The 13,554-nt window shown below is 72.2% G+C and carries 16 protein-coding genes; all 16 read left to right on the top strand.

The window, feature by feature from the left end:
• Positions 1-143: 143 nt before the first annotated feature.
• The 16 genes from proS to dprA all read left to right on the top strand — a co-directional run bounded on the left by proS (position 144) and on the right by dprA (position 13,485).
• A complete protein-coding gene (gene proS / locus AC5WAM_RS12470) occupies positions 144-1,559 on the top strand; it encodes a proline--tRNA ligase (RefSeq protein WP_495522626.1) in 1,416 nt (471 codons plus the stop codon).
• A 244-nt stretch (positions 1,560-1,803) separates the two neighbouring features.
• Positions 1,804-2,436, top strand: coding sequence for a hypothetical protein (locus AC5WAM_RS12465; protein ID WP_138962063.1), 633 nt, complete (start codon positions 1,804-1,806; stop codon positions 2,434-2,436).
• Positions 2,437-2,752: 316 nt separating this feature from the next.
• Complete coding sequence (gene rpsP, locus AC5WAM_RS12460; protein WP_138962064.1) at positions 2,753-3,181, top strand: 30S ribosomal protein S16; 429 nt, start codon at positions 2,753-2,755, stop codon at positions 3,179-3,181.
• A 2-nt stretch (positions 3,182-3,183) separates the two neighbouring features.
• Positions 3,184-3,423 (top strand): RNA-binding protein, encoded by a 240-nt coding sequence (locus AC5WAM_RS12455; protein ID WP_138962065.1) that lies wholly within the window; start codon positions 3,184-3,186, stop codon positions 3,421-3,423.
• A gap of 109 nt (positions 3,424-3,532) precedes the next feature.
• A complete protein-coding gene (gene rimM / locus AC5WAM_RS12450) occupies positions 3,533-4,192 on the top strand; it encodes a ribosome maturation factor RimM (RefSeq protein WP_495522625.1) in 660 nt (219 codons plus the stop codon).
• On the top strand, positions 4,192-5,013 hold the full coding sequence (gene trmD, locus AC5WAM_RS12445; protein WP_366792599.1) for a tRNA (guanosine(37)-N1)-methyltransferase TrmD: 822 nt from the start codon (positions 4,192-4,194) through the stop codon (positions 5,011-5,013). The genes rimM and trmD overlap by 1 nt, the downstream gene beginning before the upstream one ends.
• Before the next feature lie 179 nt (positions 5,014-5,192).
• Positions 5,193-5,543 carry a 50S ribosomal protein L19 gene (rplS, locus tag AC5WAM_RS12440; protein WP_138962067.1) on the top strand — a complete coding sequence of 117 codons (351 nt, stop codon included), beginning with the start codon at positions 5,193-5,195 and terminating at the stop codon, positions 5,541-5,543.
• 45 nt (positions 5,544-5,588) lie between these two features.
• A complete protein-coding gene (gene lepB / locus AC5WAM_RS12435; RefSeq protein ID WP_495522624.1) occupies positions 5,589-6,311 on the top strand; it encodes a signal peptidase I in 723 nt (240 codons plus the stop codon).
• Positions 6,304-7,386: a signal peptidase I gene (gene lepB, locus AC5WAM_RS12430; protein ID WP_366792601.1), complete on the top strand. Its 1,083-nt coding sequence runs from the start codon at positions 6,304-6,306 to the stop codon at positions 7,384-7,386. Before lepB (AC5WAM_RS12435) ends, lepB (AC5WAM_RS12430) begins: the two co-directional genes overlap by 8 nt.
• Entirely contained in the window at positions 7,271-8,287 is a 1,017-nt protein-coding gene (gene lepB, locus AC5WAM_RS12425; protein WP_495522623.1) for a signal peptidase I, read from the top strand. Before lepB (AC5WAM_RS12430) ends, lepB (AC5WAM_RS12425) begins: the two co-directional genes overlap by 116 nt.
• A 166-nt stretch (positions 8,288-8,453) precedes the next feature.
• Positions 8,454-9,200: a signal peptidase I gene (lepB, locus tag AC5WAM_RS12420; protein ID WP_495522622.1), complete on the top strand. Its 747-nt coding sequence runs from the start codon at positions 8,454-8,456 to the stop codon at positions 9,198-9,200.
• Positions 9,190-9,699: an NUDIX hydrolase gene (locus AC5WAM_RS12415; RefSeq protein ID WP_495522621.1), complete on the top strand. Its 510-nt coding sequence runs from the start codon at positions 9,190-9,192 to the stop codon at positions 9,697-9,699. The genes lepB (AC5WAM_RS12420) and AC5WAM_RS12415 overlap by 11 nt, the downstream gene beginning before the upstream one ends.
• A 55-nt stretch (positions 9,700-9,754) precedes the next feature.
• Positions 9,755-10,063 carry a DUF2469 domain-containing protein gene (locus AC5WAM_RS12410; RefSeq protein WP_003965949.1) on the top strand — a complete coding sequence of 103 codons (309 nt, stop codon included), beginning with the start codon at positions 9,755-9,757 and terminating at the stop codon, positions 10,061-10,063.
• 109 nt (positions 10,064-10,172) lie between these two features.
• Positions 10,173-10,535, top strand: a complete 363-nt coding sequence (locus tag AC5WAM_RS12405; protein ID WP_366792606.1) for a YraN family protein — start codon at positions 10,173-10,175, stop codon at positions 10,533-10,535.
• The gene (locus AC5WAM_RS12400; RefSeq protein WP_366792607.1) at positions 10,535-12,160 is read left to right on the top strand and encodes a YifB family Mg chelatase-like AAA ATPase; all 1,626 of its coding nucleotides are present in this window, start codon (positions 10,535-10,537) and stop codon (positions 12,158-12,160) included. Before AC5WAM_RS12405 ends, AC5WAM_RS12400 begins: the two co-directional genes overlap by 1 nt.
• 179 nt (positions 12,161-12,339) lie before the next feature.
• The gene (gene dprA, locus AC5WAM_RS12395; protein ID WP_495522620.1) at positions 12,340-13,485 is read left to right on the top strand and encodes a DNA-processing protein DprA; all 1,146 of its coding nucleotides are present in this window, start codon (positions 12,340-12,342) and stop codon (positions 13,483-13,485) included.
• Positions 13,486-13,554 lie beyond the last annotated feature (69 nt).

Genomic DNA, 13,554 nt, shown 5'->3' with positions numbered 1-13,554 from the left:
TCGCTCTCCCCCGTATGCCAGGGAACTCCGCTTCCGCCGTGGCGTCCAGAGGTTGTCAGGCAATGCTTGTGTGCCCCCGTCGTGCGCCCCTGCGGAGCGATAATTCCGGACTCTTCAGGCGGCTCGGACGTACCATGCGCGCCATGGCAAAGGCACCCGTACTCACGCCCCGCGGGGACGACTTCCCCCGCTGGTACCAGGACCTGATCAGCAAGGCGGAGCTGGCCGACAACGGCCCGGTGCGCGGCACCATGGTCATCCGACCGTACGGCTACGGCCTGTGGGAGCGGATGCAGCAGGCCCTGGACGCGCGCATCAAGGGAACCGGCGCGCAGAACGCGTACTTCCCGCTGCTCATCCCGCAGTCGTATCTGACGCGGGAGGCCGAGCACGTCGAGGGCTTCGCCCCGGAGCTTGCCGTGGTCACGCACGGCGGCGGCAAGGAACTTGAGGAGCCGGTCGTGGTCCGGCCCACCTCGGAGACCATCGTCAACGAGTACTTCTCCAAGTGGGTGCAGAGCTACCGCGACCTGCCCCTGCTGATCAACCAGTGGGCCAACGTGGTCCGCTGGGAGCTGCGCCCCCGGCTGTTCCTGCGCACCTCGGAGTTCCTGTGGCAGGAGGGGCACACCGCCCACGCGACGTACGAGGACGCGCGGGACTTCGCCGCCCGGATCCACCGGGACGTCTACGGGGCCTTCATGCGGGACGTCCTCGCGATGGACTTCGTGCTCGGCCGCAAGACCGCCAAGGAGCGCTTCGCCGGGGCGATCAACACCCTCACGCTCGAAGGGATGATGGGCGACGGCAAGGCCCTCCAGCTCGGCACCAGCCACGAACTCGGCCAGAACTTCGCGCGTGCCTTCCAGACCCAGTACCTGTCCAAGGACGGCACGCAGGAGCTCGTCTGGCAGACCTCCTGGGGCGCCACGACGCGTCTGGTGGGTGCCCTGGTGATGATGCACGGCGACGACGACGGGCTGTGCGTGCCGCCGCGCCTCGCGCCCGTGCAGGTCGTCGTGCTCGCCGTGAAGGACGACGAGGCGGTCCTCGCGAAGGTCCGCGAGGTCGGCGAGCGGCTGACGGCGGCGGGCGTGCGCGTCCAGGTCGACGACCGTACGGACGTGCCGTTCGGGCGGCGTGCGGTCGACTGGGAGCTCAAGGGGGTGCCGGTGCGGGTGGAGGTCGGCCCGCGCGACCTGGCGGGCGGCACCGCGATGCTCGTGCGCCGCGTCGCGGGCGGCAAGCAGCCCGTGGCCCTCGACGCCCTCGCCGCGCTGCTGCCCACCGTCCTGGAGGAGGACCAGGAGCTGCTCCTGACCCGGGCCCGGGAGCGCCGTGAGTCCCGTACGAGCGAGGTGACCGGTGTGGAGGAGGCCGTGGAGGTGGCGTCGGCGGGCGGCTGGGCGCGCGTTCCGTGGTCCGCGCTCGGCCCCGACGGCGAGGCCCGGCTCGCCGAGCGCGGTGTGACCGTACGGTGTCTGGTCACGGAGGACGGGGCGGTGCCGGACGCCGATGAGACACCCGGTAACGTCGCCCTCGTAGCGCGCGCCTATTGAGACTTGGGGTTCCGGTCGGGCTGCCCTCGGGGCGCCTTCGGGGGCTTCTCCTGGGCGACGCTTTGCGTCCTGCGCAACAGGCGCCCCGGCGCGCGGAGTTGACCCGAGCGCCGGGGCGTACGCGCCGCTACGTACCGGCTTGATGTGAGCTGCGAGGCTTCTCCGCAGATCAGCGCACCCGCCCTCGTCCGGACGCATCAACGGCAACTGACGGGTAAGTGCAAAATATTTGAGATGCCCCGGAATGGAACCCGGAGGCACCTCGGCTCGTTGTCACGACGTGAGCACGACACCACCTGTTCTCGCCGCAGAGCTGGCACAGGCGTGGGCCGATATTCAGCGGCACCACCCCGAGCTGCCGGACCTAGCCGCGCCCGAATCCCTGATCGGAGAGTCGTCGTCCGCCTGTGGCGCCGAGCTCTCCTTCGAGCGACTGCTGCATGAAGCAGTCCACGGCATCGCCGCGGCCCGCGGTGTACGCGACACTTCACGCGCGGGCCGCTACCACAACCGCAGATTCCTCGCGATCGCCGAGGAGATGGGCCTCGACCATCCTGAGGAGCCGCATCCGAGCAGCGGCTTCTCCCTGGTCACGCTCAACCCCGAGGCCAAGAAGCGCTATCGCCCGACGATGGACCGGCTCCAGCGCGCCCTCAAGGCGCACACGGCCGCGACCACGGCGGACACCACCCGCACCTTCCGCGGCCCGGCCGCCCGGCACGGCTCCTCCGGGGGCGGCGTGCGCGTGAAGGCCGTCTGCGACTGCGGGCGCAACGTCCGCGTCGTGCCGTCGGTGCTCGCCCAGGCCCCCATCATGTGCGGAGGCTGCGGGAAACCCTTCCGCATCCCGGAAGTGGTGGGCGTGGGCGCGGGGTGACCCCCCGCGCGGGGGTGATCGTTCTCCCCAGGGCGGCACCGCGCCCTGGGGTGCCCCTCGCCCGCGGCCGGGGGCGCTGTTCCTGAACGGAGGCGCCCCTCCCGGGCCGGTGGGCAGGCGCGTCCCGGGCCGGTGGGCGGGTGCGGTCGGCCGGGGGCGCCCGTCTCAGGGTGTGGCACAATGGCTAGCTGTACTCGACAGCCGCACAGGACCCCTCTCTCCTCCGGCTGACGCGTCCATCGGGCCACTCGGGTACCGCAACCCCACGCGGCATCTCGTTGTGCCCACCCACGTCAAACCAGGAGAACCCACTCCCGTGGCAGTCAAGATCAAGCTGAAGCGTCTGGGCAAGATCCGTTCGCCTCACTACCGCATCGTCGTCGCCGACTCCCGTACCCGCCGTGACGGCCGGGCCATCGAGGAGATCGGTCTGTACCACCCGGTGCAGAACCCGTCGCGCATCGAGGTCAACGCCGACCGCGTGGCGTACTGGCTCTCCGTCGGCGCCCAGCCGACCGAGCCCGTTCTCGCCATCCTGAAGAAGACCGGCGACTGGCAGAAGTTCAAGGGCGAGCCCGCCCCGGCGCCGCTGCTGCAGCCCGAGGTCAAGTCCGCGCGCCCGTCCTTCGAGGCCGTCAGCGCCGAGGACGAGCCCAAGGGTGAGGCCATCACCCAGAAGGCCAAGAAGGCCGACAAGAAGGCGGACGAGGCCAAGGCCGAGTCCGCCGAGTCGACCGAGGCCTGAGCATGCTCGAGGAGGCTCTCGAGCACCTCGTGAAGGGCATCGTCGACAACCCCGACGACGTGCGGGTCGCCTCGCGCAACCTGCGCCGCGGGCGCGTCCTCGAAGTCCGGGTCCACCCGGACGACCTGGGCAAGGTGATCGGCCGCAACGGCCGCACCGCACGCGCCCTGCGCACCGTCGTGGGTGCCATCGGCGGCCGTGGTGTCCGCGTCGACCTCGTCGACGTGGATCAGGTTCGCTGATAACCGCACGTAGCACCGGCTCGGGCCGGGGAGGGCTTCAGAGCCGTCCCCGGCCCGAGCTCGTTCCGGGCCCCGGCCCCAGTCGCAGGTAGGGACAGGAGAGACACCAGTGCAGCTCGTAGTCGCGCGGATCGGCCGCGCCCACGGCATCAAGGGCGAGGTCACCGTCGAGGTGCGCACCGACGAGCCGGAGCTGCGGCTCGGCCCCGGCGCCGTGCTCGCCACCGACCCCGCCGCCCGGGGACCGCTGACCATCGAGACCGGCCGGGTGCACAGCGGCCGGCTGCTGCTGCGCTTCGCGGGCGTCGGCGACCGCACCGGCGCCGAGGCACTGCGCAACACCCTCCTCATCGCCGAGGTCGACCCGGAAGAGCTGCCCGAGGACGAGGACGAGTTCTACGACCACCAGCTGATGGACCTCGACGTCGTCACCACGGACGGCACCGAGGTCGGCCGGATCACGGAGATCTCGCACCTGCCCTCGCAGGACCTCTTCATCGTCGAGCGGCCCGACGGCAGCGAGGTGATGATCCCCTTCGTCGAGTCCATCGTCACCGAGATCGACCTGGAGGAGCAGCGGGCCGTCATCGACCCGCCGCCCGGCCTCATCGACGACCGCGCCGTGATCGCCTCCAGCAGGGACGCCGAGAGCGCCCCGGCGGGCGACTCCGAGGGCGACGCGCAGGACGCCCCCGAGGACGACGCGCAGGACGCCCCCGAGGGCGGCTCCACGGCCGTGCGGGACGCCCGGAGCGAGGGCGACGCCTGATGCGGCTCGACGTCGTCACGATCTTCCCCGAGTACCTGGAACCCCTGAACGTCTCGCTCGTCGGCAAGGCGCGCGCCCGCGGCAGCCTCGACGTACACGTGCACGACCTCAGGCAGTGGACGTACGACCGGCACAACACGGTCGACGACACCCCCTACGGCGGCGGCCCCGGCATGGTCATGAAGACCGAGCCCTGGGGCGACGCCCTCGACCAGGCCCTCGCCGACGGCTACGAGGCGGGCCGCTCGCAGCCCGCCCTGGTCGTCCCGACGCCCAGCGGGCGCCCCTTCACCCAGGAACTCGCCGTCGAGCTGTCCGAGCGCCCCTGGCTGGTCTTCACGCCCGCGCGCTACGAAGGCATCGACCGCCGCGTCATCGACGAGTACGCGACCCGGATGCCCGTCTACGAGGTCTCCATCGGCGACTACGTCCTCGCGGGCGGCGAGGCCGCCGTCCTGGTCATCACCGAAGCCGTGGCCCGGCTCCTGCCGGGCGTGCTCGGCAACGCCGAGTCCCACCGCGACGACTCCTTCGCCCCCGGGGCCATGGCCAACCTCCTGGAGGGCCCCGTCTACACCAAGCCGCCCGAGTGGCGCGGCCGCGGCATCCCGGACGTCCTGCTCAGCGGCCACCACGGCAAGATCGCGCGCTGGCGCAGGGACGAGGCACTGCGCCGCACCACCGCCCACCGGCCCGACCTGATCGAGCGCTGCGAGGCCTCCGCCTTCGACAAGAAGGACCGGGAGATGCTCTCCATCCTGGGCTGGGAGCCCGAGCCCGGCGGCCGATTTTGGCGCAAGGCGCAGGACGTGGAAGAATAAGCAGCTGCTGTGCGTCCAGCGTGCGCCCCTGCCACAGGGGGACACGACGCCCGCCCGACGCGTCCAGCGGCCTCCGTGCCGCAAGTTTCCCCGGAAACGCCCGCGCGTACGGAAGCACCCCGAATCTCACCCCGACATACCGCTGATGACCTGTGGCATCAGCGAGGAAGCAGACGATCATGTCTCACCTGCTCGACTCCGTCGACTCCGCGTCGCTGCGCAGCGACATCCCGGCCTTCCGCCCGGGTGACACCGTCAACGTCCACGTCCGCGTCATCGAGGGCAACCGCTCCCGTGTGCAGCAGTTCAAGGGCGTAGTCATCCGCCGCCAGGGCGCCGGTGTCCGCGAGACCTTCACGGTCCGCAAGGTCTCCTTCTCCGTCGGCGTCGAGCGCACCTTCCCGGTGCACACCCCGATCGTCGAGAAGATCGAGCTCCTCACCCGCGGTGACGTGCGTCGCGCCAAGCTGTACTACCTGCGCGACCTGCGCGGCAAGGCCGCGAAGATCAAGGAGAAGCGCGAGAGCTGAGCTCTGGCGCGGGTCCACAGCGGGGCCGGATAGCATCTGGCCCCGATGGACACCGAAGCACAGGACGCGGAGCGCGACCGCTCCTCCCCACCCCCCGAGTCCACCCCCGCCGACGCGGGCGAACCGGACACGGAGGGCACGGAGGAGCGGTCGCGCTCCGCTTTCGCGTCCTTCGTGGCCTGGCTGCCCGGCGGCCGCCTCACCCTGGGCGCGCTGTTCAGCGTGGCCGTCCTGCTGCTCGTCACCACCTTCGTGGTGCAGCCCTACGAGATCCCGAGCGGCTCCATGGAGCCCACATTCCGGGTCGGCGACCGGATACTCGTCAACAAGTTGGCGTACCGTTTCGGATCCGGGCCGCAGCGCGGTGACGCGGTCGTCTTCGACGGCAGCGGCTACTTCGGGGACGCCGACTACGTGAAGCGGGTCGCGGGCGTCGGCGGTGACCGGGTGGTCTGCTGCGACAAGCGGGGGAGGATCAAGGTGAACGGCCAGCCGGTCGACGAGCCCTACCTCTTCCCCGGGGACAAGCCCTCCACGGTGGCCTTCGACGTCGTCGTGCCCGACGGCAGGATCTTCGTCCTCGGCGACCACCGCAGCGACTCCAGCGACTCCCGCGACCACCTGGGGTCCCCGGGCGGCGGCATGATCCCCGTGGACGACGTCATCGGCAGAGCCGACTGGATCGCCTGGCCGCTCGGCCACTGGACCTCGCTGAAGCGCCCCGACGTGTACGCGCGCGTGCCGGCACCCGGCGGCGCCCATGGGTAGCCGCGGCCGGGCGAAGACCCCCCAGCAGGACGACACCGGCCTGCCCACCGGCACCCGCCCGACCAGCGGCCCCGTCCTGCCCGGCCGGGCCGAGCGGCGCAAACTGGCCAAGAAGGTCAAGCGCCGCAGACAGCGCTCCGCGATCAAGGAGATACCTCTCCTCATAGGCGTCGCCCTGCTCATAGCGCTGGTCCTGAAGACCTTCCTGGTGCAGGCCTTCGTGATCCCCTCGGGCTCCATGGAGCAGACGATCCGCATCGGGGACCGCGTCCTGGTGGACAAGCTCACCCCCTGGTTCGGCAACAAGCCCGAGCGCGGAGACGTCGTCGTCTTCAAGGACCCCGGCAACTGGCTGGAGGAGGAGCGGGGCAAGAAGCAGGACGACCCCGTGGTGGTCAAGCAGGTCAAACAGGGCCTGACCTTCATCGGCCTCCTCCCGTCCGACGACGAGCGCGACCTGATCAAGCGCGTCGTGGGCGTCGGCGGCGACACCGTGAAGTGCTGTGACAAGAACGACAAGGTCACCGTCAACGGCGTCCCGCTCGACGAGCCGTATGTGCACCCGGGCAACAAGCCGTCCGACTTCGCCTTCGAAGTGAAGGTCCCCAAGGGGCGCCTGTTCGTCATGGGCGACCACCGCGCGGACTCCGCCGACTCCCGCTTCCACCGCAAGGAGAAGTTCAGCGGCACCGTCTCCGAGGACGAGGTCGTCGGCCGCGCGCTCGTCATCGCCTGGCCCTTCGGCCACTGGCGCAAACTGGAGGAACCCGATACGTACGCGTCGGTGCCCGACGCGCCCGACGGGTCGGACGCGGCCACAGGTACGTCGCATAGGGTGGCCCCCGGCGATCGCAATGGAATGACCGGGCTCCCGACCCCTGCGGAACTCCCGCTCGTTATGGGAGTGGTGGGCCTGCGTCGCATACGGGGCAGGCAGCGGCACGGACTGAGGAGTGGATGTGGGGGATGTGGCGGTCGGCGCACGATCCGGACACGATGGGCCCGAGGAGCGGCCGCGGCACTCCGGGGAGCCCGCGCCCGCGTCACCGGCGGGCGGCGTGAACGCCGCCCCTGACACCCCGGCCCCGGGGAACGCCGGAGCGCCGGGCGAGCCCGGTACGCCCGCCCCGCCCCCCGGCGCCGCCCCCGGGACGCCGGAGCAGCAGCCCGGTGCGGAGGGTGCCGAGCCGCCGAAGCCGCCCGAGCCGGCGAAGGGCAAGAAGCACAAGTCCTTCTGGAAGGAGCTGCCGCTCCTCATCGGCATCGCGCTGGTCCTGGCCCTGATCATCAAGACCTTCCTGGTCCAGGCCTTCTCGATCCCCTCGGACTCGATGCAGAACACGCTTCAGCAGGGCGACCGGGTCCTGGTCGACAAGCTGACGCCGTGGTTCGGCTCCGAGCCCGAGCGCGGCGAGGTCGTCGTCTTCAAGGACCCCGGCCACTGGCTGGACGGCGAGCCCACGCCCGACCCGAACGCCGTGCAGCGGGTCCTCGGCTGGATCGGCCTGATGCCGTCCGCCGACGAGAAGGACCTCATCAAGCGCGTCATCGGTGTCGGCGGCGACACCGTGGAGTGCAAGGGCACCGGCCCCCTGAAGGTCAACGGCAAGGCGTTGAACGAGCCGTACGTCTACCCCGGCAACACCCCCTGCACCGACGACGACCAGGGCGGTCAGTTCAAGATCACGGTGCCCAAGGGCAAAATCTGGGTCATGGGTGACCACCGGCAGAACTCGCTGGACTCCCGCTACCACCAGAACCAGCCGGGCGGCGGCGCCGTCCCCGTCGACAACGTGGTCGGCCGCGCCTTCGTCATCGCCTGGCCCCCCACCCGCTGGGGAACGCTGCCGGTCCCGGACACCTTCGACCAGCCCGGCATCAGCCAGGCGATGAGCGCGGCACCCGCCGCCCTCGGCCTCGCGGGCGCCGTGCCGCTCGTGCTGTGGCGCCGCCGCCGCACGGCCCGCTCCGCCTGATCCCCGGCGGCACCAGGGTTTCTGGCGGGGGTACCGCCGGGTAGTCTGCCGTCCCAGATCGCCGATCTTCCGTGGTCCGGTCCCGTCAGCGCCCGTCGGCCCCGTACGCCGGTACGCCGCCGGAGCGGGGCGGCGGGGTCGTCGCCGAGCCGGGGGAGCACTTGGGATGAGCAGCAGGACACGTCGTACGGACGAGGGCCACGGACGGCTCGGCAGCGTGCTGTCGGGGGTCGCCGTGGCCCTCGGCTGTGTCCTCTTCCTCGGCGGCTTCGTCTGGGGCGCCGTCCTCTACCAGCCGTACACCGTGCCCACCGGCTCCATGACGCCGACCATCGGCGCGGGCGACCGGGTGCTCGCCCAGCGGATCGACGGGGACGACGTGCGCCGTGGTGACGTCGTCGTCTTCCGGCAGAAGTCCTGGGGCAACCTGCCCATGGTCAAGCGGGTCGTCGGCATCGGCGGCGACAAGGTCGCCTGCTGCACGGACGGCAAGCTGACCGTCAACGGCAAGCAGATCGCAGAACCGTATCTCTCCCGGGGCATGGACAGCGCCATACCGTCCACCACCGTCCCCAAGGGGCGCCTCTTCCTGCTCGGCGACGAGCGCAACGGCTCCCTGGACTCCACCGCCCACCTGGACGAGGCCGGCAACGGCTCCGTGCCCCGCAGCGCCGTGAAGGGCCGCGTGGACGCCGTCGCCTGGCCGCTGGACGGCATGCTCGACCGCCCCACCGGCTTCGACGCCCTGCCGGGCGGCACGTCCGAGCCCGGCCCGCTGCGGCTCCTCGTGGGGGCGGTCGTGGCCGGTGCCGCGCTGGTGCTCGGCGGGGCCGCGTACGGGCCCGTCGCCGGTCTGGTGCGCCGGGGCGGGCGGGACCGCAGCGGGGCCACGGAGACCGCCGGTGTCGGCTGAGGACGCGGTGGCCGGGCGGCCGCTGCGGAAGGTGGCCCGTGTCGTGCTCCTCGACGAGCGGGACCGGATCCTGCTGCTGCACGGCCATGAACCGGGCGACCGGGCGGACGACTGGTGGTTCACGCCGGGCGGCGGCCTGGAGGGCGACGAGACGCGCGAACAGGCCGCGCTGCGGGAACTGGCCGAGGAGACCGGCATCACGGACGTCGAGCTCGGCCCGGTGCTGTGGCGGCGCGTGTGCTCCTTCCCGTTCGCCGGACGGCGCTGGGACCAGGACGAGTGGTACTACCTGGGGCGTACGTCCCAGACGGCGGTCCGGGCGACGGCCCTGACCGACCTGGAGCGGCGCAGCGTCGCCGAAGCGCGTTGGTGGACCTGCCCGGAACTGGCCCGGGCGCATGAGACGGTGTATCCGACCAGGCTCGCCGAGCTGCTGCGCAAGCTGCTCGACGAGGGTCCTCCGCAACGGCCCGAAACCCTGGACACGGAAATCGTGTAGAGGCCTCCGGGACTGGCGCACAATAGGGGGACGCACGGCTGAAGGGGAACATGCCATGAGCGCCGAGGACCTCGAGAAGTACGAGACCGAGATGGAGCTGAAGCTCTACCGGGAGTACCGAGATGTCGTCGGTCTGTTCAAATACGTGATCGAGACCGAGCGGCGCTTCTACCTCACGAACGACTACGAGATGCAGGTGCACTCAGTGCAGGGTGAGGTGTTCTTCGAGGTCTCCATGGCGGACGCCTGGGTGTGGGACATGTATAGACCGGCCCGCTTCGTCAAGCAGGTACGGGTGCTCACGTTCAAGGACGTGAATATCGAGGAGCTCAACAAGAGCGACCTGGAGCTGCCGGGCGGCTGACGCCGATCCCCGTGTGGGTGACGGAGTTGTCCACAACCCGTCGGTAGCACACCAAGATCCACAACGTGCGGCCCGTCTCGCGACCGTTGATGTCGGAGGTGGTGCCGACATGAACGCACGAGGCGCACTCGGCAAGTACGGCGAACAACTGGCCGCCCGGCGGCTCGCCGAAGCCGGAATGACGGTCCTGGAGCGCAACTGGCGCGGAGGCAGGACCGGAGAGATCGACATCGTCGCCCGCGACGGCGACGTCCTGGTGGTCTGCGAGGTGAAGACCCGCAGGGCGGTGTCCTTCGAGCATCCGATGGCGGCGGTGACACCCGCCAAGGCCGAGCGCCTTCGCGGGCTAGCCGAGCGCTGGGTCCAGGAGCACGGCGGAGCCCCACCGGGCGGCGTGCGGATCGACGTCGTCGGCGTTCTGCTGCCCGAGCGCGGCGCACCCGTGGTGGAGCACGCGCGGGGGGTGTCCTGATGGGATTCGCGCGTACGTGCTCGGTGGCCCTCGTCGGGGTGGAGGGTGTCGTCGTCGAGGTGCAGGCCGATCTGGAGCCGGGCGTCGCGGCGTTCACGCTGGTGGGACTCCCGGACAAGAGCCTCACGGAGAGCCGTGACCGGGTCAGGGCGGCCGTCGTCAACTCGGGCGGCGAATGGCCCCAGAAGAAGCTCACGGTGGGCCTGAGCCCCGCCTCCGTGCCCAAGGGCGGCAGCGGCTTCGACCTGGCGGTGGCCTGCGCGGTCCTCGGTGCCGCGGAGCGCATCGACCCACGGGTCCTCGCCGACATCGTGATGATCGGCGAACTGGGCCTCGACGGCCGGGTGCGACCGGTGCGCGGCGTGCTGCCCGCCGTCCTCGCCGCGGCCGACGCGGGGTACGAGCAGGTGGTCGTCCCCGAATGCACGGCGGCGGAGGCCGCGCTCGTGCCCGGTGTCTCCGTCCTCGGCGTGCGCAGCCTGCGCCAGCTGATCGCGGTGCTCGCCGACGAGCCCGTGCCGGACGAGGCGCCGGACGACTCCGGGCGACCGGACCGGCTGATGGCCGGCCTCGGCCTGCCGGGCGCCGGACTCGGTGTGGACGTGGGCGGCGTGGGTGCGCCGGGCCACGACCACGCGCACGATCTGGCGGACGTGGTGGGCCAGTTGTCGGCGCGTACGGCGATGGAGGTGGCGGCCGCGGGCGGGCACCACGTCTTCCTCCACGGGTCACCGGGCGCGGGCAAGACGATGCTCGCCGAGCGGCTGCCGACGATCATGCCCAGGCTGACCAGGACGGAGTCCCTCGAGGTGACGGCGGTCCACTCGGTCGCGGGCATGCTGCCGCCGGGCAAGCCCCTCGTGGACGTCCCGCCGTTCTGCGCGCCGCACCACTCCTCGACCATGCAGTCGCTCGTCGGCGGCGGCCGAGGCGTCGCCCGTCCCGGAGCGGTCTCCCTGGCACACCGTGGCGTGCTGTTCCTGGACGAGGCGCCGGAGTTCAGCACCCACGCGCTCGACGCCCTGCGGCAGCCGCTGGAGTCCGGGCACGTCGTGATCGCCCGGAGCGCCGGAGTCGTGCGGCTGCCGTCGAGGTTCCTCATGCTCCTCGCGGCGAACCCGTGCCCGTGCGGCCGGTTCAGCCTGACCAATGACGCCTGCGACTGCTCGCCCAGCAGCGTCCGCCGCTATCAGGCCCGGCTCTCCGGGCCGCTCCTCGACCGGGTCGACCTGCGGGTCGAGGTGGAGCCCGTGACACGCGCCGAGCTGACGGCGCAGGGAGCGCGGGGCGAGACCACGCGCGTGGTGGCCGAGCGCGTGCGGGCAGCTCGTGAGCGGGCGGCCGAGCGGTTCAAGGACACCCCCTGGCACACGAACAGCGACGTGCCCGGCCATGAGCTGCGCACCCGCTGGCACGCGCTGCCGGGCGCGCTGACGCAGGCGGAGCACAGCCTGGAGCGTGGCCTGCTGACCGCGCGCGGCCTGGACCGGGTCCTGCGGGTCGCCTGGACCATCGCGGACCTGGCGGGCCACGACCGCCCGGACGAGGGCGACGTGGGCCTGGCGCTGCAACTGCGCACGGGGGTGCCGCGCGGGGTGCCCATGGTGGTCGGGGCCCGGACGTGAGCGCGGAGCGGGGCCGCGGCCGGGAGGGCGTCCCGAGGCCGGAGCCCGGACGGCCCTCGGGCCCGGCGGGGCCGGGGGAGCCGGGGGAGCCGTCTGTAGAGCCGGGGGAGCCGCCTGCGGGGCCTGACCCGCACCGGGAGGCCCTCCCGGGCACAGGCCCCTCCCCGGACCCGGGCCCCGTGCCGGATGAGGAGTGGCTCGCCCGGGTCGCCCTGACGCGGGTCCTCGAGCCGGGGGACCCCGTGGGCGGGTGGTGGCTGCGGGAGTGGGGTGCCACGGTGGTGCTGAGGCGCCTCGAGGAGGGCGAGGAGATGCTGCCCGGGGTGAGCGCCCGGCGCTGGGAGGGGCTGCGGGCGCGCGCCGGGCGAACGCGGCCGGAGCGGGACCTGGAGGTCGCGGCCGCGGCAGGGGCGCGGTTCGTGACGCCCGCGGACGCGGAGTGGCCGGCGCAGCTCGACGACCTGGGGGACGCGCGGCCCGTGGGGCTCTGGGTGCGGGGGCGGCCCTCGCTGCGGATCTGGGCGCTGCGTTCGGTGGCCCTCGTGGGGGCGCGGGCCTGCACGGAGTACGGAGCGCACATGGCGGCGAGCCTCGGCGCGGGACTGGCCGAGCGCGGCTGGGTGGTCGTGTCCGGCGGCGCGTACGGCGTGGACGGCGCCGCCCACCGGGGCGCCCTGGGCGCGGGCGGCGCCACCGTGGCGGTGCTTGCGTGCGGTGTCGACCGGCCCTATCCGCGCGGCCACACCCAGCTGATCGGCAGGATCGCTGAACAGGGCCTCGTCATCGGGGAGTTGCCGCCCGGCGACCACCCGACGCCGAGCAGATTCGTCCTGCGGAACCGGGTGATCGCCGCCCTCACCCGCGGCACCGTCGTCGTCGAGGCCGCCTATCGCAGCGGCGCGCTCGTCACGGCGCGGGCCGCGCGCGACCTCGGGCGGTTCACGATGGGCGTGCCGGGACCCGCCACCAGCGGCTTGTCGGCGGGGGTCCATGAACTCCTGCGCGGGGACGCCGTCCTGGTCACCGACGCCGCCGAAGTCGCCGAGCTGGTGGGCGACATGGGCGAGCTCGCCCCGCGGCGGCGCGGCCCCGTCGTGCCGCGCGACCTGCTCGCCCCCGGCGCGGCCCGGGTCCTGGCGGCGCTGCCCGCCCGCGGCACGGCCGTGGTCCCCGACGTGGCACGGGGTGCGGGCACCAGTGCGGACGACGCGGTCGCCAGGTTGTACGAACTTCGCTCGCTGGGGTTCGTCGAACGGCAGGGCGACGGCTGGCAGTTGACACGCCAGGCGTTTCTGTCGGTCTTTCCCGAGGGGGGTGATGCGTGACTGTGCGTATTCCGCCGGATGGATGACGGTGCGGCGCCCACCTGACGGCCTTGGGAAACGGTGCAGTTG

The organism is Streptomyces sp. JLYT201, assembly GCF_059448825.1.
The sequence above is the reverse complement of the archived record's forward strand: the minus strand, read 5'-3'. Positions and strand labels throughout refer to the sequence as shown.